Below are 21,981 nucleotides of genomic sequence, written 5' to 3'. Positions count from 1 at the left end.
GTTTGATGAATCAGTAAGCGCCGATAGGCAGCGTTTCCATTTGCTGCTCAGCATCCTTGAGGTAGTTCTGCACCAGGGCTTTCTCGAGGAAACCGGTGTGGTCGAAGACCGCATCGCGTACGGCCGACAAAGGCCAAGGTGTGCGATGAAACAGGTAGCCCATGTAGCGGGCAACCTTGGCGTTTTTGTTGGTGTAGTCCACGCGTTGCCGGTCGTAGCGTGCCAGGCCTTGGCGCAGGTCTTGGTCACGCGCCAGATCCAGCCCCTCCAGGCATTTCGCCAACCACCAGCCATCCTCGATGGCCATGCCCATGCCGTAGGCGGCGTAAGGCGAAACCGGGTGCACCGCATCACCCACAAACGACACACGCCCCTTGGACCAGCTTTGCAAGGCTGGCCGGTTGTAGACCTCCCAGCGAAAACAGTTCTTCTCGAAATCGGTGGCGGCAGCCAGTTGCGGCAAGGGATCGGCCCAGCCTTTCAACAAGCCCATGACGTGCGTCTTCACGTCTCCCTTGAAGCTCTTGCCCTCATTCCAGGGCTCGACCACCCACCACTCGTGCGCGGCTTGCCCGTTGTGCAGAATGGGAAAGAAACTGGCTTGCACTTGGCGCGAGTGAGAAATCCACCCCACATCGCGCGGCACACTGTCGCAGTGGCACCAAGCCAACCAGACCTGAATGCCGCAATGGAACAAGCCGAGATCACCAAAGGTCTGCTGTGCCACCACCGAGCGAATGCCATCGGCGCCCACCAAAAGATCCGCCTCCCACTCTGAGCCATCGTCGAAATGAGCGGTCACGGAAGACTCAGTTTCGGTATAACGCTTGAAGGTTTTTCGCGTGTGCAGAAGATCCTGCGGAATAACCTGCAACATGCGTTCCACGGCTGCGGATCGCAACATTCCGTAGTGCCAGCCCGGAAGGCCGGCGCGAGCCTCCGCGCGGGAGTTGAACGGCAGGCGTGTCCGTAAGCGCCCCTGGTGGTTGCGAAACTCTGTCACGCCATAGGCCCCGAGCTTGTCGATATTGACGCCCATGTCGCGCAAGACCGAAAGCACTGGAAGCGACAGCAAAACCGCCCCACCCAACGGACGCACCGCGTTTTGCCGTTCGTACAAACGCACCTCGTGACCGGCACGATGAAACGCCAGCGCAGCGGACAAGCCCCCTGGTCCGGCGCCGATGACGGCCACACGACGACGCGGCGTGGCGGAAGAAGAGGTCATAGAAGAAAAAGAGGTCATGTTCAAAACTCCATCAAATCCTTGGCCGCGATTACCGGGCCGTTGTATTGCTGTTTGACGCCATCGACATAGGCGCTGTCGGGGTCCGTGTCGCGCCCTGGTGCAAAGTGCGTGAGCACCACTTTCTTGACGTTGGCGGCGGTGGCCAGGCGGCCAATGTCTTCGGGCACGGTGTGGTCTTCAGCCATATGGCGCATCAGCCCCTCGAACAGTCCCGGCGGCACCGCACCCGGTTGCGACGCCATGAAGCGGCGCAAGCTGTCGGCAATCAGCGGCAGGCTGACCACCTCGTGAACCAACAGGTCCGCGTCGCGTGCGAACGCGGGCAGGTTGGTGCAGTTGCCGGTGTCGCCGCTGAAAACGATGACCTTGTCTGGTGTCTTGAAGCGGTAGGCATACGATTTGTCTCGCTTGGCACCCGCCGGGGTGTTGGCATCGAAGTGAAAGTGGCAGTTCTCTGCGGCGGTGACCTCAATCAGGTCGTCGCGATAGACCACCCCACCCTCGCGGATGTCATGCGCACGGAACTGCTCAGCCGGTGTTTGCGGCATCTGCGCATCGGCGCTGCGAATGCGCGCGTTGGGCGCGAAGTACTGCAAGTAGCCCTGCAGCATGGATTCTGTGCCTTCTGGGCCGTAGACGTGCACGGAGTTGCGTCGCCCTGTGCTCCATTGCAGCCCCAAGAGCGTTCCCCAGTCGGCGTTGTGATCGTCATGGTTGTGGGTGATGAAGATATGGTCGACGCGCCGGTAGTCCAGACCCGCACGGCGCAACTGGCCGACGACGCCGTTGCCCGCGTCAACCAGGTACACCCGCCCCTGGACCACCACGGCATTCGCGGGCTGAGAGCGCGAGCCAGCCGGCAGTGGCCCGCCTTGTGTCCCGAGGGTGATCACGCGCGTACCCGTGGGCTCCACCGATGCCGCTGGCGGCTGAGTTTGAGCGTTCACCTTGATCCCCCCGAGGGTGAGCAGCGCCATGCAAAAGGGCAAAAGAATGGATCGTTTCATGCAAGAGACTCGTGTGTCGTAGGGGCAGCAACCCGGCGCATCGCAGCGGCAGCGGGAGCTGCAACTGCTGCAGGCAAGGCCGACAGCGTTGGTTTTAGGAGGAAGTGGGCCAGTGCCGGCAGCAGCATCAAGGCCCCCAACATGTTCCAGAGGAACATGAACGCCAACAGCAAACCCATGTCGGCTTGAAACTTGATGGGGCTGGCGGTCCAGGTGATGACGCCAACGGCCAGCGTGATACCCGTGAGCATCACCACCTTGCCAGTGAAAAGCAGTGCGCGGTGGTATGACACCGAGAGGCTGTTGCCCGCCCGTAGTGACGCCAAGGTCACGGACAAGATGTACAAGGCGTAGTCCACCCCGATCCCGACACCCAAGGCGATCACGGGCAAGGTCGCTACCTTCACGCCCATCCCCAGGACCACCATCAACGCCTCCGCCAAGACCGAGGTCAGCACCAGCGGCAACACCGCGACCACGACCGCGCGCCAGGAGCGGTAGGTGATGAAGCACAACAGCACGACCGCGCTGTAGACCAGCAACAGCATCCGTGGCCAGGCGTCCTTCACCACAATGTTTGTGGCGGCCTCAATCCCGGCAGTACCGGCGGCCAAACGGAAGCGCGCGTTGTCGCTGTTGTTTGCGAGCGCAAATGCTTCAACATGGGTGACCACGCGCTGCAAGGTCTGGGCCTTGTGGTCGCGCAGGTAAACATAGACCGTGAGCAGACTGCAGCTGTCGTTGTACAAGCCGCGTGGCGCGCCGGCGGTCACCGTGTTGAGCATGTCCTGATTGGGCAGGAACTCGTACCACTTGGGATTGCCTTCGTTCAGACCGGCCAGAACGCGGCGATTCAGCAGCGACAAGGTGTTGGTGCTCTCGACGCCGTCGATCTGCCGCAGCTGCCACTCCAATGCGTCGACTTTGTTCAAGGCTTCGTAGTTGGAGCATTGGCCTGCAGGCGTTTCCACCAGCACCGCGAGTACGTCGCTCGAGGCGCCGTAGGCCTGGTTCAGATAGGCCACATCGCGGTTGTAACGGCTGTCGGCGCGCAGTTCGGGTGCACCGGGGTCGAGGTCACCAATGGAGAGATGTGTGCTGACGGCAAAACCAGCTACACCCAAGACGGCGCTTGCGAGCACCGTCCAGCTTGCCCAGCGCCGGTGGGTGAAGCGGTCAAGAAAGCGCCATAGAGCCTGTCCCTGGGCTTGGTGTTGGTCTGCGAGCTCCGCGCGCAGGCTGCGTTGTGCCGCACGGTGGCTGACACCGGTGTAGCTCAACAGGATGGGCAGCAGGATCAGATTGGTGAAGATCAGCACGCCCACCCCGATCGAAGCCGCAATCGCCAACTCGCGGATCACACCAATGTCGATCACCAACAGCACGGCAAACCCGACGGCGTCGGCCAGCAATGCGGTCAGTCCCGCCAAGAACAGCCGGCGAAACGTGAAGCGAGCGGCCATCAACTTGGGCAGGCCGCGTCCGATGTCTTGCATGATGCCGTTCATCTTTTGGGCGCCATGGCTCATGCCAATGGCAAAAACCAGGAAGGGCACCAGGATCGAGTATGGGTCCAGGGCCATACCCAGCAAGGGCAACAAGCCCAACTGCCATACCACGGCCGTCAGTGAGGCCAGAACCACCAGGGCGGTGGAGCGGGCGCAGCGGGTATACCAACCCACCATGGCCGTGGCGATGAAAACGGCCAATGCAAAGAACAGCAGCACCCCGCGAACACCGTCGATCAAGTCCCCCACGATCTTGGCAAAACCGGTGATATGCAGTGTCACGCCTTCGGCTTGGTATTTATCGCGAAGTGCTTCCAGTTTTCGGGAGAGCACGGCGTAATCCAGTGCATGCCCTTGCGCATCCGCTGCGAGCAAAGGCACGTAGATCACCGTGGAGCGGCTGTCATATGCCACGAGTTGCCCGACCTCTCCGGAGCGGGCAATATTGGTGCCCAGCTGTTGCAAACTTCTAGCTGAACCGTCATATCCGTCCGGAATGACGGGACCACCTTCCAGCCCGTCCTCCGTGACGCCGACCCAGCGTGTGCTGGGAGTCCAGAGGGACTTCATACGCCCGCGATCGACCCCAGGCACAAGGAACACCTCGTCGCTCAAACGACGCAATGTATCGAGGTACTTGGCATCAAAGATGTCACCTGCGCCTTCAGGGCGAGCGACCGCGATACGCACCGCGTTGCCCAGACCGCTGAGCTCGTTCTGGTATTGCAAGTAGGTCTGGATGTAGGGGTGCTTGACCGGAATGGTTTTTTCAAAGCTGGCATTGAGCTGAAGACGGGTGGCCTGCCAGCCCAGCAGCACCGTGATGAGCAGACAGAGCAGCAGCACTAGCCGCCGATGGTTGAAAAGCGCACGCTCCAGCGCAGAACCCGACTGTGGATCAAAAGCCGTATGAGATTCGGACATGGAGGCAGAGGAAGTGGGTTGGATCATTTGCTGGCCTCTTGACCGGGATTCAAAGACATACGCTGCGGGCCGGTGATCGCCAGGACCAGGCCTTCAGAAGCCGAGTGGTGGCTCTCAGGCCCGAGAAGTCCCGTCAAAGGCGCAAGTGCCTGGCGATGAAGCGGCACCAGGGTGTTGCCTTGCAGGCGCAAGACGTAGCCGGCCTGGTTGGTCATCCAAAGCTCACCGCCCTGGCCTTGCGCAGACGCCGTGATGGAGGCAGGCATAGGACTCGCCAATTGCACCCACGTCGTGCCGCCGTCCTCGCTGCGCCAGGCGTTGCCACGCAGTCCGGCCAATACCAGGCGCTGGTCTGAAAGCAACTCAGCCGTGAACCAACTACCCTTGTAGGGCGTGCTCAGCGCATGAAAACGGGCACCGGCATCATCCGAGCGCAAGATCAGTCCTTGCTCGCCTGCGATCAGGAGGGTGTTTCCAGCGCGGCGAATGCTGTATAGATGCAAGGCGCGGGGGTTCGGCAGGCGCTCCATCCACGAAGTCCAGCTCTTGCCCCCATCAGAGGAGTGCAGCGCCAGACCATAGGCACCAATGGCCAGTAGGTTGTGTGCATCCCAGGCCAGGATGTCGAGCAGCGGTTTATCAGCGCCGTCCGCCACCAGCCTTTCGGCGTCGCGGATGTGAGCGGCATCGCCAGAGGCTTTGGCAGTGGCCAAGACCAACTGCGCGAGGCGCTGGCCATCCAGGCGCAGGGTCCAAGTCTCGCCAGCATCGGCTGTCGTCAGCACCACACCGCCGTGGCCCACGGCCACGCCATGCTGGGCATCGGCAAAGCGCACCGTGGTCAGGGTCACACTCACGGGGCACGGGCTTTGACGCCACTGTGTACCCTGGTCGTCCGACAGCAGGATCAGCCCCCGCTCTCCGACCGCCACCAGGCGCTTGCCAGCGCGAGCCGCCGACAGCGTGACCGAGCGCTCTGGTTGGCGGGCCATCACCGCCGGACGCTGCAATGCATCCGTGACGGTCAAGACGTCCCTCGGTGTCGCTACTGCCGCAAACGCGGTGCAGAACCCTACCCCGGCCAGCAATAGATGCCGTGTTTTCTTCATCGCCAGCATGTCATGCCCACCACTTCAACGAACGCCCTGCGAGGCCAAGCCGTCGCCGGTGAACAAGTCCGTGGGCCAACGGCTGGTCGCACGGTGGTGGTACGACTTGTCGTTGAGCACATTGGAGACGTAGGCCTGACCGGAGAGCAGGTCGTAGTAGCCAAACGTTTGCTGCACGGTGCCAGGGAAATCGGGCATCACGTAGTTGAAAGACCACAGCGTCTTCCAGAGCTGGCCGTTCGCATCCCAACGGTCGCCAAGCATGGCCTGCCACGTGTCTTCATCCAGGTAGTACGTGCCTTTTGGCGCTTGGTGGCGCTTACCGGGGGCCAATGTTGCCTCGACGACCCAAACGCGATGCAGTTCCCAGCGCACGTGGTTCGGGTTCAGATGCTGGCCCGTGATGATGTCCGCATCCTTGGCTTGCAGAAAGCGGTTCTCGTTGTACGGCACCAAGATTTCCTTCTTGCCGACGAGCTTCCATTCAAAGAGGTCGGTACGGCCCGCGAACACGCTGATTTCATCAAAGGACATCAGGCCTGCGGAGGCCGGCGTCGGCGTGTCGCAGCACGCGTTGGGCAGCTTGCGTACACGCCGCTGGCCTGTGAGGTAGACGTAAGAGGTCGACTTGTCCTCGATCACGTTTTGTCGCCCCACGATCATTTCGCCGGCGCGGATGGGAGGGCCAGCGTTCACGAGGTTGATTTCCCAAAAGAAGCCGTCGAATTTTTCGACCGAGCCGTCCTCAAAGTAGTACGGCATACGCTGGCGAATCAAACCGTCGGTCGTCAGCACGACCTTGCCGTTGGCGGTGATCTGGTACTGGTTCATCTGCACATCCCAAGACTCACCGCGCCAGGCGAGCTTGTGGTTCCACATGGCCTCCACCCCGGTCTTCGGAATCGGAAATGGAATGCCGCCATATGCCCCAACCGGGGTGTGTCCATCCATCTTGGCGCGCGTGGCGTTTTTCAGCGTGTTGTCGTAGACCCACTGCGGTGCGACGGCGGTTCGGTGTGTTTTGTAGACGTCGAGCCGGTAGCTGTCCGGGTACTTCTTGAGCATGGCCTTGACGCCGTCGGTCAGCTTGTCGGCGTACTGGTCCATGTTCTTGGCGGTCACCGTGTACAACGGCTTTTCGTCCTTGAAGGGATCGCTGCGACGGCCACCGGCCTTGTCACCGGGGATGGCGGTGGCATAACCGCCAGTCCACGCGGGAATGCTGCCGTCGGCATTGCCGGATTTTTCTGCGCCAAACGGCGTCAGCGTGCTTCTGAGTTTGGCCGCTTCGTCTGCGGTCACCGCAGCCATCGCCAGCGAGGCCGACAAAGCCAGGCTCAGCGTGGCGACGCGCGGGAAGAATCGTTTGAACATGAAGGTCTCCGTGGTCTTGTTTGTATTTAGAAAGTCGTGCGCATGGACAGCGTCAAGAAATTTCGGTCCTTGAGCGACTGCAGGTATTGGGTGTTATTGGCGTTGTCCAAGGTCGAGCCTTCCTTGCCGAGGTAATGGACGTAGTTCAGATTGATGAACCAGTTCCCCAGATAAACCGCCCCCAGGCCGATGTTGAAATCGCCGCCTTTGTCGACAGCAAAACCAGGGCCGACCGCAGAAGATTTACCCCAGCCGTAGCCAAGGCCGACACTGGGCGAGAGGTCCCAACCGGAGACCACCTGCCTATAGGTGGGCGAATACACCATGCGCATCGCCGTTGCACTCTTGTCCGCATTGGGGTTGAGCATTTGTGCGTTCTTGGTGGTCTTCACGCGGGTGTTCCAAGCCACCTCGCCGACGAAGCTGGCTTCACGCGAAATAAAGCTCGGGCCCAAGCTCGCAATCCAGGAGAACTGCAGGTGGGCCGTTTCCCCCACGGCATAAGGAGGATTGCCACTGTTGTCGTAGCTGGTGCCGACGCCAATGCTGGGAATGCGCGACTGGCTGCTGCTCGACAAAGGCGTGTTCTGCCGATAGGAGGCCTCTCCGGCCAGGGCCCATTCGTCGATGGTCTTGGCAAAGCTGGTCCCAAATGCGCGTACGCCTTCGTGGTAATACCAGCGGTAGCTCGAGGCCGACAATGCCGGCGGAAAACCACTGAGCGTCGAAACCATATTGCTCGGCGTGGTCGCGTGGTAGCGAATCGCATAAAAGCCGAGATCGGTGTCGATCACGTCGACTCGCCAACGCAGTTGCATACCGCCCTGGCCGCTGTTGCGGGCTTCAACATCTGACTGACGTTGAAACATACCCGTGGCTCCAGCATTGATGCGCTCCGCACCGGGTCCCATGGCGTCGCTGCCAGACAGGTAAGCGCCAACCGGCATCATCCGGGTTTTTTCCCACTCATAACCCACGTAGGCACCAAGCGAAAGAGCGTCGCTGAGCTGCATCTGACCTGATAACTTGCCGATAGGACGTGCGATTTCCTTGAACTGAGAGTTCGGCACGGACAGCAGCTTGATCAAGTCCAACGGTGCCTGGCCACCAGCGATGCCGTTGGAGCCAAAGAAGAGGCTTTCGCCCCAAAGCAGCGTATGGCGCCCCAGGCGCACGGTGGCGGGTCTTCCCGCGAGGTCGAACCGGCTGTAGACGAAAGCGTCGAGTAACTCGGCCTTTCTGCCCATGAGGTCGCGGGTTTCGTCTGTGAAAGAAGAAGCCGGAACGTGGTTGCCCGTGTTGGTGTGGTTGTCTGTGCTGCGGTTGTAGACCGTGTCGTACCACGCAGCCGCACTCAGGCGGCCGCCATAATCGCGGCCGGTCAAGTCCAGTTCGCTCAACAGGTCGAAGCGGTTCGATACATTGCCCCGGCCAAAGTTGTTGTCGCCATCGTCCTGGTTGATGTTGTTCGGACCAACGATGCCGCCTGGGCCAAATGCCGTTTGCGATAAGCCGGGCGAACGGTCCTTCATGCGAAACGCCGAGCTATAGCGCACGGTGTTGTCCCACCGCAATTTGAGATCTGGATTGCCGGTATCAATTTCAAATGCATGCAGTCCGCTGGTCGCAAACAAAGTCGCAAGAGCCAGGGGATGCAAGCGCATAAAACTCTTCCGCAAAGTGCCGGACGGACTGATGTTCATGTGTCTCCTCGTTGTGGTTTTAGGTGGGATGGGGTGTGGGCTCAATAAACGTGTTATGCGGGTTTGGAAAGCACTTCCGCTAGCGCCTGCGAAAGAGCCCGCATGTCGGTAGACGGCACCGGATGCTCGTCCCAAAGTGCAGCGCGCCCAGTCAGTTCGTGAACCTTCTTGACCCGTCCTAGACGCCGCGCTGTGAACGAGGTCATGAGTTCGGCCACCGACAGGCGCTGCATCAACAACTCTTGCAGGACGACGGCATCCTCCAAGGCCTGTGCAGGCCCCTGGCCAAAATGCGGAACCACGGCGTGCGCGCTGTCACCGACCGCCAGCACTCGATCGCAATGCCACGGCTGAGGCAGTAGCGCCTCTCGTACAGGCGAGATCACAAGAGGTGGGTTGTCACGCAGGACCTCTTGCCATGCAGCAGGCCACCCGGAGAAATTGCGCAACGCAGCGCTCAGAATCTGCGCATGTGTTTGCTCTTCAAGAGGCTGAAAGCTCGACGTACAAAACGTCAACCCGGCCTTGGTCGGTGCAATCGGAACCACGTGCAGTTTTTGACCACGTCGTCCCACCATCATCGTGGGGTGGTCCATCCCCGGAGCACGCGGCAACACCAGGTGCCACCACTGTTGTTCGTGACAAGTCGTTTGAGGGGCATGCACAAAAACGCTTCTGCGAAGCGGGGCATCAAGACCCGCCGCGAGCAGCACCAAATCGGCATCAACCTTCGAGGCATCGGCCAGGTGCACGACACCTGCTCCACTCTCAATCGCAATCGCAGGTGTGCAGGGGTAAACCTGAGCACCTTGCTGTATGGCCCTGGATGACAGTGCTCGCAGGAGATCGTTCTGAAGCAAGCCCAGACCCGCGGGCTTTCCATCCCCCGCCAGCCTTGGCAAGGGCAGGCTCTCCAAAATGCGGCCGGATGCATCCGTGGTTCGTGTGCGGCTGTAGGCAAAACCCAGTCCCTGGCACTGCACCAATATGCCGAGTCGATCCAAGCTGCGCACGAGGTTGGGAACCGCGTCCAAATGAAGGTCTTCAGCGCTGCCTATGGAGTCCGAAGCGTAGACATCAACGGCGAGACCAGCTCGCGTCACGGCGACGGCACAAGCAAGCCCCGCAAGCCCCGCACCAATGATGGCAACACGTCGAATGGGACTCATGCCGCGCACTCGCCACACGCCAAAACGTGGGGTCTCAAAAACGCAGGCAAAAGCATGCCCTCCGCTTGGTCCAGGACCATTCGTTTGTCTCCAAATTCTTCTTAAATCGAGTTGACGCAAGCTTAGCTAGCGACAATGATTCAGAAAAATCCTTTTCATTAACTTCACGATTCGATGAGACAAAACGATCGAGGGTTAACCCTTCGGTTGTTCTATCACAATGCGCTTCAACAAACTCGATCTCAATCTTTTGGTGGCACTCGATGCGCTTTTGGCCGAACGCAGCATCACACTGGCTGCTGAGCGACTGAACCTCAGCCCCTCTGCGCTCAGTAACTCTCTCGCCAAGCTGCGCGACTATTTCGACGACGACTTGCTCGTGCAGATTGGACGCAAGATGGAGATCACGCCGCGCGCGGAAAGCCTGCAGGACGCAGTGCGCGACGTGCTGCTTAGGATCGATAGCACTATCGTGGCGCAGCCCGCGTTCGACCCAAGTAAAAGCGATCGGGTGTTCCGCATTTTTGTGTCGGACTACACGCAACTGGTGCTGGGCCCTGCTCTGTTGAAGTTGGCGACGGAGCAGCATTGCACAGCGCAATTCGACTTTCTTGCACAGGTGGTGAATCCGCAACGTGAACTAGAAAGAGGCGATGCCGATCTGATCATCATTCCTTCCGGTTTCGCTTCACCTGACCATCCCAGCGAAACCCTTTATGACGAAGAGTTCGTGTGCGTGGTGTGGAGCGACAGCCATCTCGCACAAGGTGAGCTGACGTTTGACCGCTATGTAGAGGCGGGACATGTGGTGATGCGCCCTTCCACAAAAGGCGAATCTTTTGAATCATGGTTTCTTCAGCGCTTTGGCGTCACCCGCCGCACGACAGTGACGACCTACAGCTTTGCCGCATTACCAGCCTTGGTGGCAGGAAGCGACTACATCGCAACGGTTCACGCTCGCTTGGCGCATCGCATGGCAGCCGCCTGGCCTTTGACCATTCGGCCGGCGCCTATCGTGATCGACCGAATGGATCAAGCCGTTCAGTGGCATCGCTACCGAACACAAGACCCAGGTTTGGTGTGGTTGCGCAAGACTTTGCATAGGGCCGCCGCACACATGGATCAGATGCATCTTCCACCCACATAAGTTTCTTCCTCCCACAAGCAGGTTCAATACCCTACGTGGTTTCCGAAAAAGAAATGCCGCTGTGGCGCGGCATTTCTTTCATGCAAAGCGATAAAGCTTGTCGCGTGATCTATCCAAGTGACGAAACCAAGGCTGAAACGCTTTACGCGGCGACGGCCTCACTGTTTTGTTCCACCAATTTTTTCAAGATGCGCCGCGCCCGGTTCGCCCCAGCGTCGCAGTGGATGTCCATCCACGTTGCTCTTTCGCCAAACTCAAGCATGTTCTTGTACTGATCTTCTATCACCCCACGGTCTTCGTCAAAAGTGAACTCGATCTGTTGCAGAACCTTGCCAATGGTCTCCGGCATGTCGGGATGTCTATTGCTGGCCATGCTCCAGAAGTAATGGCACGAAGTCTCTGTTTCCGGCGTGATGCCGTGAAAGCCGCGCAGATGCAGCCCGCCGCGCCCAGGATCATCCATGGAAGCTCTTCCAGGCTCGATTGCCCCCGTCCAGATGGACAGGTGCGAGGGCTCGAACTCGATCTCCTGCCAGCGATCGCAAGTATCGCCAAATGGCCAGGCTGCCTTATAGGTTGGCGGCGGTGTTGATCCGGGCATGTAGCGCACCACCTTGACGCGGCGCTCGTCCGCCGTCACCTTGGTAGGGGTGTTCATGTGCAAGCGGGCGTCGCCGCCAATGGTCTTGAGGTGAACATAGCCCAGATGGCTCAGGTCCAGCAAGTTGTCGTGAATCAGCTGCCAAGGCGCATCGTAGTGGTACATGCCCGAACCCCATTGGTACATGGGGTTGTCATGGTGGGCATAGGTCGGCACCTCCATGTTGGGCAGGCCGCCGGCCACCTTGGGCATCCAGATCCAGATCAGGTGGTTCTTCTCAGCCACGTGGTACGCACGTACCTTGGCGATGGGCGGAATACGCGCCTGCCCGGGGATCTCCACGCAGACGCCATCTGCGCCGTACAACAGGCCATGGTAGCCACAGCGGATGCCGCCGTGCTCCACCGTGCCGCAGGACAACGGCAAGGACTTGTGACAGCAGCGGTCTTCCAGGGCCGCGGCCTTGCCGTCGCCCGCGCGGTACAACACAACCTTCTGGTTCAGGAACGTGCGGCCAATGGGCTTGTACTGAAGCTCGGACGAGAAGCCTGCCACATACCACTGGTCAAGCGGGAAGTTTTGGCTAGGGGAGCTGCCTGCGGCGGACTCTTGTGAAATCATGATGGTCTTCATAGTGGCTTACCTGAAAAAACGCTATTGCTTCGCGGGATACAGGGGACTGCATCCCTTCGGATTTACTTGCCTGGGTCCTTGACCGAAACGAACTGGTCAAACTCGACGTTCTTCAAACCAGCGCCGGACTTCTCGACACGCCGCACGTAGATGGTCTGGACGACATCGCGGGTGTCGGCGTCGATCGTCATCGGGCCCCGGGGGCTGTCCAGCTTGGCGCCCTTAAAAGCTGCCATCAAGCCATCGGCCTCACTCTTGCCACCGGTGCGCTTCACGGCGTCGGACAACAAACGCATGCCGTCATAGGCCGCCACGGCGATGAAGTTGGGCTGGAGCTTGCCGCCGCTCACCTGCTGATAGTTGGCTAGGAACTGCTTGTTCAAGGCACTAGGGTTTGCGGTGGAGTAATAACCCGTTGAAATCGCGCCAATGGCGGCATCGCCAGCGGCCGTCAAGGTATCGTCATCGGCCCAGCCTTCGGTCGCCAACAGTTTTATGCCAGCCTGCGCCATGCCCCGCTCCGAGAACCCTTTCATGAACGCGATGATGGGCTCGCCCGCAGGCAGAAAGGTGAACACGGCGTCTGGCTTGGCATCGCGGATGCGCTGCAGGAACGGAGCAAAGTCCTTGTTTTTCACTGGCACACGTACCTCGCCAACGATTTCACCGCCGCCCTCCGTGAAACCCTTCTTGAACCAGGTTTCAGCGTCGTATCCCGGGCCGTAGTCCGACACCAGGGTGAACACCCGCTTGATCTTGCTCTTGGCGGCCCACTGTCCCATGGGCCATGCCGTCTGGGGGATGGTGTAGGACGTCCGCACCAGATACGGCGACGAGCCCACCACGCTGGAAGTAGCCGAAAGCATGGCGATCAGGGGTCTCTTGGACTCGGTGGCAATTGGCGCGGCGGCCATGGCGTCCGGCGTGAAGGCAAAACCAGCCAAGACGTCGACCTTGTCGTTGGTCACCAGTTCCTGCGCCAGGCGCTTGGCCAGCGCGGGGTTGGGTCCGTGGTTGTCGCGGTAGATGATCTGCACCTTGCGCCCACCGACCAGATCGCCGGATTCACGCAGGAAGACGTTGATGCCGTTCTCGATTTGCTTGCCGTAGACACCGAACTCACCCGACATAGGTGCCACGACACCCACCTTGATCGGTGAGTCCTGGGCCAGAGCTGAAGTGGTGGCGAGCAGCGTGGTCGACAGGCTGGCCGAAAGGCCGACCACGGCAAGGAAGGGGCGCAAGTTCATGTGGGTGTCTCCGTAATGTTCAACCTCTCTGCGGAGGCCGTACTCGAAGTTTTGTGGATACACCCTTATCGGTCAATCGAAACTAGCTTATTCTGTAATTCAGTAAAACGAATAACACCAGACATCATGGATTTAAATCTCTTGCCAGTTTTAGTCGCACTGCTGGATGAAGGCAGCGGTAGTGCTGCGGCCCGCCGCCTGGGCATCAGCCAGCCCGCCGTGAGCGGTGCGCTGGCGCGGTTGCGCACCTCGTTCAATGACCCGCTGTTCGTGCGTACATCAAAAGGCATGGAGCCCACGCCACGCGCGCTGGAGCTGGCAGGCCCGGTGCGGGCGGCACTGGCGACAGTCAACGGCGAGCTGATGCAGGGGACCGCCTTCGATCCAGGCACCAGCGACAAAACTGTTACTCTGGCACTTTCGGATATTGGGGAAATGGTGTTTCTGCCACGTATCCTGAGCCGCCTGGGCGAGGCCGCGCCGCGGATGTCGATCCGATCGGTCACGTTGCCCCCCAGCCAGATCGCGCGCGGCATGGAGCTTGGTGAAATCGACCTGGCCGTGGGCTACTTCCCAGATCTGCAGGGCAACAACTTCTTCCAACAGCGGCTGTTCTCACACGGTTTTGTCTGCCTGCTGCGCGCCCAACACCCTTTGCAAGGGAAGAAACTAACGGCGAAGCAATTCTTGGCGCTAGGGCACGCGGTTGTGCGCGCCGAGGCCCGCAGCCAAGAGGTCTTTGAACGCTACCTCAAGCGCGAAGGTATCACGCGGCGGATTGTGCTGAATACGCCCCACTTTATGAGCATCCCGCAAATCATCGCGCAGTCGGACCTCTGCGCCACCGTGCCACTTGCCGTGGGCACCTCGTTCGCAGAGACATCCAAGGTTCGCTTGGTGAAACCACCCTTCGACATTCCGCCATTCGACCTCAGGCAGCATTGGCACAGGCGATACAACAACGAGCCGCTCAACCGATGGTTGCGCAGTGTTGTTTACGAGGAGTTCAACGACTCCCGCGACGAGTGGAAAGACTTTTACAAGCGTTCAATCTAGTCAGCGCCGGGAGCGTGCGAGCCGTATGCCTCACTCAGCCATTTCAGCCGCCACAGGCTTCGAGGTGGCAGGAAGGGCCGCTGTGGCTTCTCTATCTGCGGCCGCCGCTTGCAGCGCCTCATCGGAGGCGCTGTAGTTGCGCAAGTGCAGAAAGAACTGGCCCATCATCTGGGTCCACAAGTGCATGGTTAACACCAGGTGCGCTGGTGACACTCCACCGGCGGCGATCATGTCCATTTCCAGCACGACGAAGTCACCGTGCTGCGCCACGCGCGCAAAGCGTTTGCTGCGATGCCAGGACGACAACACCCCTTCGGGCAAGATCCCACCCTGCACCCGCAGCGGGCAACTCAAGGTGAGGTCTGCATACTGGCCGGGGCTTACTTCGTTCCCCCACAGCACCTGGAAGCCCACACCGTGGCTTGCGCTGTGCAGACGCACGACGCCGTCTTGTTCGATCGCGGTCACCGCGCAACCCACTGCCTTGATGGCGTCCGAAATTTGGCTGGCATTGATGGATTGGATCAGCTCCGCTGCGGCGGCATTCTCGGAAGCAATCGGTGTGATCGATGAGGTGGAGTTTTTTTCAGTCATAACAAAGGTTCTTGGAGAAAACAAAATGGAAAAAGCTTGAATGAAAGGAGCCGGTTTTATTGGCGCTGCTGCACTGCTGCGTCTAGCGCCGCACTATTGATCTGGATACTCTCCGCGGGGGCCAACTGGGCCATGTGGGCCTGCACCAACTGCTGCTGTCTCTGCTGGCGCAACGCAAGCTGAAGCTGCGGCCTCATCTCTTCAAACGTGGCCACGCGCTCGGGCTGGCTCTCAAGCAGTTTGACGATATGGAAGCCGCCCGCAGACAACAACGCATCACTGACTTCACCGATCTTGAGCTGGGCGACAGCCGTGCGCACTTCTGGCAGCAGTTGCGCCAATGGCAGCAAGCCCGCGTCGCCCCCTTGGGCGGCGGAACGAGGCTCTTCGGAACGGCTACGGGCCAGTGCCGCGAAGTCGCCGCCTCTGGCTTGCAAGGCCAGTTTCTCTGCCTCTGGCCGCACCTTGGCCACGGCCGCAGCATCGGAAGCCGGTGCCGCCAAAAAGATCTGGGCCACGCGGTAAGCCGCGGGTAGCTTGAAGCTGGCCTTGCCCTGCTCATAAGCCGTTTTGAGTTCGGCGTCCGAGGGGAATCCAGGCGGCAACTGCGCCACCGATTCCAAGTAAGCAGCTGTCACGATGTGTTGAGTGATTTCGGCAGCAGCGGCATTCACCCGGGCTTTGACCTCGGGCCTGTCGGTCCAGCCTTTGCGCCGCGCCTCGTCAAACAAGGCCACGCTTGCAAGGCGTTGCCGTAGCCAGGGGTCTAGCGTCGCGGGGTTCGCAACAATCACCCCACGTTCCGCCGGCGGCAGCTTGTTCAGCAGCAACGCCACCTCGCCCTGGGTAATTTTGACCGTCCCCAAAGCCGCCACCACAGGCTCAACAGAAGCTGCCTGAGCCATGGCCGCAGCGACGCTGGTGGCCAGCCAAACACCGGCCAGCAAATGCCGCGCCGGCAAGCGCCCAAGATTAAATACGTTCATAGGCTTGTATCCGTTGGGTTGTCATTTCTTGCGCATAGCGCAGCTCAGGGTGTGGCCGCTGGTTGCGCCGCCGATGCACCGGCTTGTGGAGCATCTGCCGGGGTTGCGTTGACACTGCGCGCGTCAAAGCGCCCTGCATAAAGCCTGTCGCCGTATTGCTGTGCGATCTGCTCGTACTTCACCCGACTTTGCGCGGCAAATGGCTGCCGGGACAACAATACGCTGCCCAAATCCATGGTTTCATAGGCATGCAACAGCTCCTGGCCAACGGCATAGAGTTGGGCGTTCTTGGCCTCGCATTGCGCCACCACCGTTTTCTGCGTGGCGGCCTCGGTCGCCAGCTTCTGGCGTTCGGCTTCAGAGGTTCGGGCGAGCTTCAGCAACTCGTCGTAGGCATTACGAAGCTGCGCCACCAGCGCGTTCGCCTTGTCCACGGTGGTCTGCGCTTGTGCGCGCAGTTGCTGGCTCTCGTCCGCGGCCTGCACCCTGCCCTGGCGCTCTGCGGCCACTTGCGACTCGGCTCGTGCAAGCGCCTTTTTCAGTTCGGCCACCTCGGGCGCCGCTGCGGCCGCAGCGGGTACCACGGGGGCGGCACCGGCTTTGAGCACGGCGAGTTCATTCTGCGCCTGCTGCAGTTGGCTGTTGATGACGCGCAACTGCGCGCGCAGCCGTTCTTCCATGCTCTGCGTGGGCTGCTGCGCCAACGCTGCAGCGCACGTCAGCGTGGCGAGCAGGCTCAGCGCCAAGGGCTTGTAACGCCACGCTTGGCGGGTTCTCACGGCAGGCATGCTGTAGGGGTTGGTTGTGCTCACGCCGTGCTCCTTAAAACCGCGCATTAAATTCGAGCTGCAATGTGTCTATCGATAGAGGTGGGCCGTAAACCTCCTTGGTGGCCATCCACTTGCCGGTGAACCACATGTTCTTGTCGACAGCATACGAACCGCCCAGTATGTAGCCACGTGCGTTGGTGCCGCCCTGATGGAACGACGAGTCGTTGTAGGCATCGGGCAGCGCATCTGGCTCGATGCGCTTGTAGCCTGCCAGGAAGTTCCAGTCGCCTCGCGCCGATGGGCTGGGCTTGCCATAAGTCGCCTGCAGGCTGAAAGCCGTGCCGCCGCTCTTGATGTCCGAGCCGCTGGCAGCACCCGTGCCGCTGAAGTTGTTGACGATGCCGCCACGTGCGCGGTTGTACATCTTGTTGCTGTCGTAGGCCAGGTTACGGATGAAGTCGCCGTCCAGGCGCAAGCTGTTGCCCGCCACGCGGGTGTCCCAGCGCACATTCAAGTCAAGGAGCTGAAACTTCGACGCCAGGCCCACGTACTGCGGCTGCGGCGTATTGGCTGGATCCAGCGGGTTGAGTGCGATGTCACGCAGCATCATCAATGTGTTGCCCTTTTGCATGAAGGCCGGGCGCGTCCAGTCCGTGCTGCAGGCTGTGGCTCCCGAATACAGCGCACAAGGCGTGGACACTTGCCCCTCGGTGTTGCGGAAGTCGTAATAAGCCAGTGCGCCGCGCAGGCTGTTGTCGCTGTCAAGCTTCCACAGACCGCCAAGCTGCGCGCCGAACAGCCACTTGTTCTCGCTGGCCATCTTGGTCTGGCTCTGGCTTGGAAAATTGTCCGACGAGTATTCCAACGGAATCAGACCGAGCGTGCCAAACATGGTGAGGTTTTGATTGGCCAGGTTTCGCTCGAACTGCGCGGCAATCCCGTCGAAGCTCAAGTCGCCCGAGTACAGAATGTCGCTGGAGACAAAGGGGTTCTCAAAACGCCCGCCGATCAGCTTGAGGCCTTGCATGGGCTTGTAAGACAGCCACATCTGGTCCAGCCAAACTTCCTTCTTGCTCAAGCCTCCGCCCAGCGTCTGTGTGGTCGAGACCGGACTTTCGTCGCTGCCGGAAGCCAGGCGCACGCCGGCTTGGGTTTGCTCCGAGATGTCGGCAAAGATGCCCAGCCGGGCGCGCGCGCGCAGCACATTGCGGCGGTCTTGCTGGGTGTTGAGCAAGGGCGGCAAGGCCAGATTGGTGTTGGGGTTGACGTCGTAGCCACTGCCGGCGTTGACGGCGGGCCAGTTGATCTCAATGTTGCTGTTGCCGTCCGAGTAGCTACGCGATTCGCCGCGTACCCGTACGTCGCCTTCGACACGAATGCGTTTGCTCCACTCAGGCGTTTCGTTGGGTGCAGCCCAGCCTTCTGACTTTGCCTGTGCCATCACCTCCTGCTTGACTTCATCGCGGATCTGGTCGCGGGTGGTTTGTGAGATGTAGGGTACACGCACGTCACCCGGCTCGACACGCATGCCACCCCCAGCGCCTCCCGCTGCAGCCCCGGCAGCGGCACCCGCCACTGCCACACCGCCGTGGCGCTGTGGCTGCGCGGCCATGGCTTCGTTCTGGGCCTGCACCAGCAGCGCTTCACCGACGTCTTTGGTCAGTGCACCGCTTTGCATCAGCCCACGGATCAAACGCACCATGGCGCTCTCGCCAGCGGGTGCCGTGGTCTGTGCCTGGGCCGTTCCGATTGCGCCCAGCATGGCGATAGCGGCCGCTGCGGCCAACGACTGCGCGCTGCGTCTAAGAGTAAAAGATTGGTTCATCGGTTCGCTCAAAAAAATAGGAAATGGACGGACGGCCAAAGCCCCTCAAGGCCGGCGTCCTCGCATGGACACACGCATAGGAAACCGCGCCGAAGCCGGCGGACTCTCGTCGATGCGCGCCATCTCGCGGACCATGGCCAACACGGCTTCGTCCGACTGGGTATTGCCCGTGCTCTTCACCAGTTGCACGCGGGTGGTCCGGCCTTCGGTGTCCAACCAAAGATCCAACTGGATGTCGTCAAAGGCCAATTGACGCGTGCGCGGATCACGCGCCAAGGCTTGCTGCAACGCGTTGGCCACGTAGCGGCCGTAAGAGCCACTACCCAGGCCACCGCCACGACCGCCGGTCATGCCACCGCCCTTGCCCGCCCCTATGCCAAAAGCGTCGGTCCCCGCTTGCGCTGGGCCGTCAATCGTCACGGGGTCGCCCAGGTCCTTGGAGGGGCTGGGTGGGGTGTCGTCCTTCGGCGGCTCAGGCGTGTCCACGGGCTCGGGCTTGGGCTCAACCACCTCGGGCTTGATCTTCTCCGGCGTGGGCTCTGGCGGCTTCTCCGGCTCTGGGGGCGGAGGTGGTGGCGGCGGCAACATCAGCATCGGGGCGTCGGCCACCTTGCGCTTCTGGCTTGCGGTGTCTGCAAGCAAATACCACATCAAGGCCACCAGCAAGGCCAGCGCCAACACACCGATAGCGGATCCGCCGTAGCGTTGCCACCAACGCCCGGCATCAGCCGGTATACGCTGCTGCTTACTTGGAGGGACAAAGTTCACGGCCATGTCCTTAGTGGGGCTTGCCGGTCACCAGGCCGACCTGGTTCAGCTCGATGCGGCGCAGCAGGTCGAGCACTTCCACCACCTTGGCGTACTGCACGGCCGCATCGCCGCGCACAATCACCGGGAAGTCCGGCGTCAGCGCCTTCTCGGTGCGTAGGCGTTCCTCCAACTCGGGCAGGGTCACCGGATAGGCATCCAGAAACAACTGGCCGGCGTTGTCCACCGTGATGGCCTTGGTCTTGGGCTTTTCCAACGCCACGGATGAACTGGCCTTAGGCAGATCGACCTTCAGGCCGGGGATGCTGGCGTTGCTGGTCAGGATGAAGATCACCAACACCACCAACAGCACGTCGACAAATGGCGTGATGTTGATGCCGCCAGCGCGTTTCCTGACTCCGAATTTGGCTGCGTTTGCCATGGTGTGCGCGGCCTCAGGCAGGAACTTGGGGAGACAGGCGGCCAGACGCCACAGCTGCCACCGCGGCTTGCGGCAGCGAGCGCCCTTCACCCTGCTCTTCGGCCAGGCGCGTGACGAACTCGTCGACGAACACCGCCATGTCGGCACCGATGGCATCAGAGCGAGAGGCCAGCCAGTTGTAGCCAAACAGCGCTGGAATGGCCACGCCCAGACCGGCCGCGGTACACAGCAGCGCCGCCGCCATGCCAGGCGCCACCGAGTTGATGTCCACCGCACCGGCCATGGCCGCCACAACAAACACCAGCATGATCCCGATCACGGTGCCAAACAGGCCAACATACGGGGCGCCTTCAATCGTCGTCGACAGCCAGTTCATGCGCTTGGCCATACGCTCGTTCTCGCGCACCATCACGCCGTCCATGGCGGCACGGATGGCGCCTATGGTGGATGCCGACACCGCGCTCAGGTCGTAGCCACGTTCGTGACGACGCTGCATTTCGCCAATCGCCACTTCGTAGAGGCGCCAAAGCGAAGAATCGGCCTTGACACTGGCGGGCACACTATTGCTGTCAGCCAAGCGTGTCAGCGGCGCGCCAGCGGCGTTGCGGAAGTGCTCGATGAAGGCCGCGTTGGCGCGCGATGCCGCACCGTAGCTGCGGCCCTTGCCAATCATGATGGCCCACGACACGATCATCATCAGGCCCAGCAGGCCGACCACAATCCAGGCATCGAGCGGCATGGCGGCCAGAATGAAGCCGAAATGGCTCTTGCCAGCTTGCTGTTCGTCGGCACCAAACACCGCCAGGCGCGAATCCGCACCTTGGGACACGGCGTCGGCCAGCAACATGGCATCGGGGCGCGCCACCTTGGAAACGCGCACTTCGTCGATCGCGCCTGTGAAGGCGGCCAGGCTTGGGTTGGAACCGGCTGGTGTCACGTCACCACCGATGGCCGCCGCCGTGTTCAGCGCGGGCATGGCTACGCTCACCGAAACCGAAGCTCGTCCGCCCACATACAGCGCGGCGCCCTTGCCATCAGACTTCAGCGCCAGATACGACCACTGGCCTGCTTGAATGGGCTGGCCCGGCGCACTGCGCTGACCGTTGATCTGTACGAAGGGCACACCCTGGTCCACGCCCACGATCACTTCGTTGGCTCCTTCACGGCGTGCGTACACCACCTGCTGTGCGCCCAGTTGGTCGGGCCTGATCCAGGCTGAGAACGTGAACGCCGCGCCAGCGGCTTGCGCCAGCGAAGGCGACGCCGGCAACATCAGCGTTTGATGCCCCAGTTGCGCGCCTTTGCCAATCACGGTGCCGTCCAAACTGACCACCGAGGTTTGGGCGTGATTACCGTAGGCGGTGGTGTCGCGGGGCGGCGTGCCCGCTTCGGCAAAGTGGTAGACCAGTGTGTAATCTGGATCAAACGTACGCTGGCCATTGCCTGATGCCGGCGCCTTGGGGTTGCCGTAGTACATCCACAACTTTTGCGGTGCACCTGCGCCGACCGAGGGTACGTCCACCCAGATCAACGCCATGCCCAGCAGCGGATCGAACTGTTCGATCTGGTGGTTGAGCACGGTCTTGTCGTCACCAGCCACAAAGCGCAGATCGGCACCGGTGTCGCTCACGCCTTGAAAACTGAAATTTCCGGTATGCAGACGCACCAGCACGGCGGTACGACCGGCCTCGCCACCGATCGCACCAGCCTGCGGACCACCATCGATGGTGAGGGGCTTGCGGTAAGCCCAGTCCTGCTGCCACCAGGCGTTGGCCAGGCTCGGCAGCAGCGCGCTCAGCGCAGTGAGCAAAACAAAAAATAGACGTCGCATGACAGAGTTCTCCGGAAGCTCGTAGGAATGAAAATTGAAAATCGGAAAGGTCGATT

The 21,981-nt window shown here is 60.8% G+C and carries 18 protein-coding genes; 2 read left to right on the top strand and 16 right to left on the bottom strand.

Annotation, left to right across the window (positions count from 1 at the left end; genetic code table 11):
* Positions 1-10: 10 nt before the first annotated feature.
* From ACFQ95_RS17425 to ACFQ95_RS17395, 7 genes are all read right to left on the bottom strand, one after another.
* Entirely contained in the window at positions 11-1,246 is a 1,236-nt protein-coding gene (locus tag ACFQ95_RS17425; protein WP_422832968.1) for an FAD-dependent oxidoreductase, read from the bottom strand.
* A gap of 2 nt (positions 1,247-1,248) precedes the next feature.
* Positions 1,249-2,256: an MBL fold metallo-hydrolase gene (locus ACFQ95_RS17420; RefSeq protein ID WP_422832967.1), complete on the bottom strand. Its 1,008-nt coding sequence runs from the start codon at positions 2,254-2,256 to the stop codon at positions 1,249-1,251.
* Positions 2,253-4,688: an efflux RND transporter permease subunit gene (locus ACFQ95_RS17415; RefSeq protein WP_422832966.1), complete on the bottom strand. Its 2,436-nt coding sequence runs from the start codon at positions 4,686-4,688 to the stop codon at positions 2,253-2,255. Before ACFQ95_RS17415 ends, ACFQ95_RS17420 begins: the two co-directional genes overlap by 4 nt.
* Before the next feature lie 23 nt (positions 4,689-4,711).
* A complete protein-coding gene (locus ACFQ95_RS17410) occupies positions 4,712-5,716 on the bottom strand; it encodes a WD40/YVTN/BNR-like repeat-containing protein (RefSeq protein WP_422832964.1) in 1,005 nt (334 codons plus the stop codon).
* A gap of 105 nt (positions 5,717-5,821) precedes the next feature.
* A complete protein-coding gene (locus ACFQ95_RS17405; protein ID WP_422832962.1) occupies positions 5,822-7,171 on the bottom strand; it encodes a DUF1329 domain-containing protein in 1,350 nt (449 codons plus the stop codon).
* 26 nt (positions 7,172-7,197) lie between these two features.
* Entirely contained in the window at positions 7,198-8,835 is a 1,638-nt protein-coding gene (locus tag ACFQ95_RS17400) for a DUF1302 domain-containing protein (protein ID WP_422832961.1), read from the bottom strand.
* 92 nt (positions 8,836-8,927) lie between these two features.
* Entirely contained in the window at positions 8,928-10,043 is a 1,116-nt protein-coding gene (locus tag ACFQ95_RS17395) for an FAD-dependent monooxygenase (RefSeq protein WP_422832960.1), read from the bottom strand.
* A 220-nt stretch (positions 10,044-10,263) separates the two neighbouring features.
* Between ACFQ95_RS17395 and ACFQ95_RS17390 the strand changes: the two genes are divergently transcribed.
* Positions 10,264-11,190 (top strand): LysR family transcriptional regulator, encoded by a 927-nt coding sequence (locus ACFQ95_RS17390; RefSeq protein WP_422832959.1) that lies wholly within the window; start codon positions 10,264-10,266, stop codon positions 11,188-11,190.
* 142 nt (positions 11,191-11,332) lie between these two features.
* On the opposite strand, the gene ACFQ95_RS17385 is transcribed toward ACFQ95_RS17390, so the two are convergent.
* Positions 11,333-12,424, bottom strand: coding sequence for a Rieske 2Fe-2S domain-containing protein (locus ACFQ95_RS17385; RefSeq protein ID WP_422832957.1), 1,092 nt, complete (start codon positions 12,422-12,424; stop codon positions 11,333-11,335).
* Positions 12,425-12,486: 62 nt separating this feature from the next.
* Positions 12,487-13,674 carry an ABC transporter substrate-binding protein gene (locus tag ACFQ95_RS17380; protein ID WP_422832955.1) on the bottom strand — a complete coding sequence of 396 codons (1,188 nt, stop codon included), beginning with the start codon at positions 13,672-13,674 and terminating at the stop codon, positions 12,487-12,489.
* A 126-nt stretch (positions 13,675-13,800) separates the two neighbouring features.
* Between ACFQ95_RS17380 and ACFQ95_RS17375 the strand changes: the two genes are divergently transcribed.
* Positions 13,801-14,730, top strand: a complete 930-nt coding sequence (locus tag ACFQ95_RS17375) for a LysR family transcriptional regulator (protein ID WP_422832954.1) — start codon at positions 13,801-13,803, stop codon at positions 14,728-14,730.
* 30 nt (positions 14,731-14,760) lie between these two features.
* Here ACFQ95_RS17375 and ACFQ95_RS17370 read toward each other — a convergent pair whose 3' ends face one another.
* The 7 genes from ACFQ95_RS17370 to ACFQ95_RS17340 are packed head-to-tail and all read right to left on the bottom strand — an operon-like array spanning position 14,761 to position 21,925.
* The gene (locus ACFQ95_RS17370; protein ID WP_422832953.1) at positions 14,761-15,324 is read right to left on the bottom strand and encodes a YbjN domain-containing protein; all 564 of its coding nucleotides are present in this window, start codon (positions 15,322-15,324) and stop codon (positions 14,761-14,763) included.
* 56 nt (positions 15,325-15,380) lie between these two features.
* A complete protein-coding gene (locus ACFQ95_RS17365; protein WP_422832951.1) occupies positions 15,381-16,310 on the bottom strand; it encodes a peptidylprolyl isomerase in 930 nt (309 codons plus the stop codon).
* A 44-nt stretch (positions 16,311-16,354) separates the two neighbouring features.
* Positions 16,355-17,122, bottom strand: a complete 768-nt coding sequence (locus ACFQ95_RS17360; protein ID WP_422832950.1) for a hypothetical protein — start codon at positions 17,120-17,122, stop codon at positions 16,355-16,357.
* A gap of 10 nt (positions 17,123-17,132) precedes the next feature.
* Complete coding sequence (locus ACFQ95_RS17355; protein WP_422832948.1) at positions 17,133-18,905, bottom strand: putative porin; 1,773 nt, start codon at positions 18,903-18,905, stop codon at positions 17,133-17,135.
* 45 nt (positions 18,906-18,950) lie between these two features.
* Positions 18,951-19,673, bottom strand: a complete 723-nt coding sequence (locus ACFQ95_RS17350) for an energy transducer TonB family protein (RefSeq protein WP_422832947.1) — start codon at positions 19,671-19,673, stop codon at positions 18,951-18,953.
* Positions 19,674-19,683: 10 nt separating this feature from the next.
* Entirely contained in the window at positions 19,684-20,094 is a 411-nt protein-coding gene (locus ACFQ95_RS17345) for an ExbD/TolR family protein (protein WP_422832946.1), read from the bottom strand.
* A gap of 13 nt (positions 20,095-20,107) precedes the next feature.
* Complete coding sequence (locus ACFQ95_RS17340; protein WP_422832945.1) at positions 20,108-21,925, bottom strand: DUF2341 domain-containing protein; 1,818 nt, start codon at positions 21,923-21,925, stop codon at positions 20,108-20,110.
* Positions 21,926-21,981: the final 56 nt, after the last annotated feature.

The sequence above is a fragment of the Variovorax sp. HJSM1_2 genome (genome assembly GCF_049316285.1).
Classification (GTDB): Bacteria; Pseudomonadota; Gammaproteobacteria; order Burkholderiales; family Burkholderiaceae_C; genus Rhodoferax_B.
Note: the sequence above shows the minus strand (reverse complement) of the source record. Positions and strands in the feature narration are given on the sequence as shown.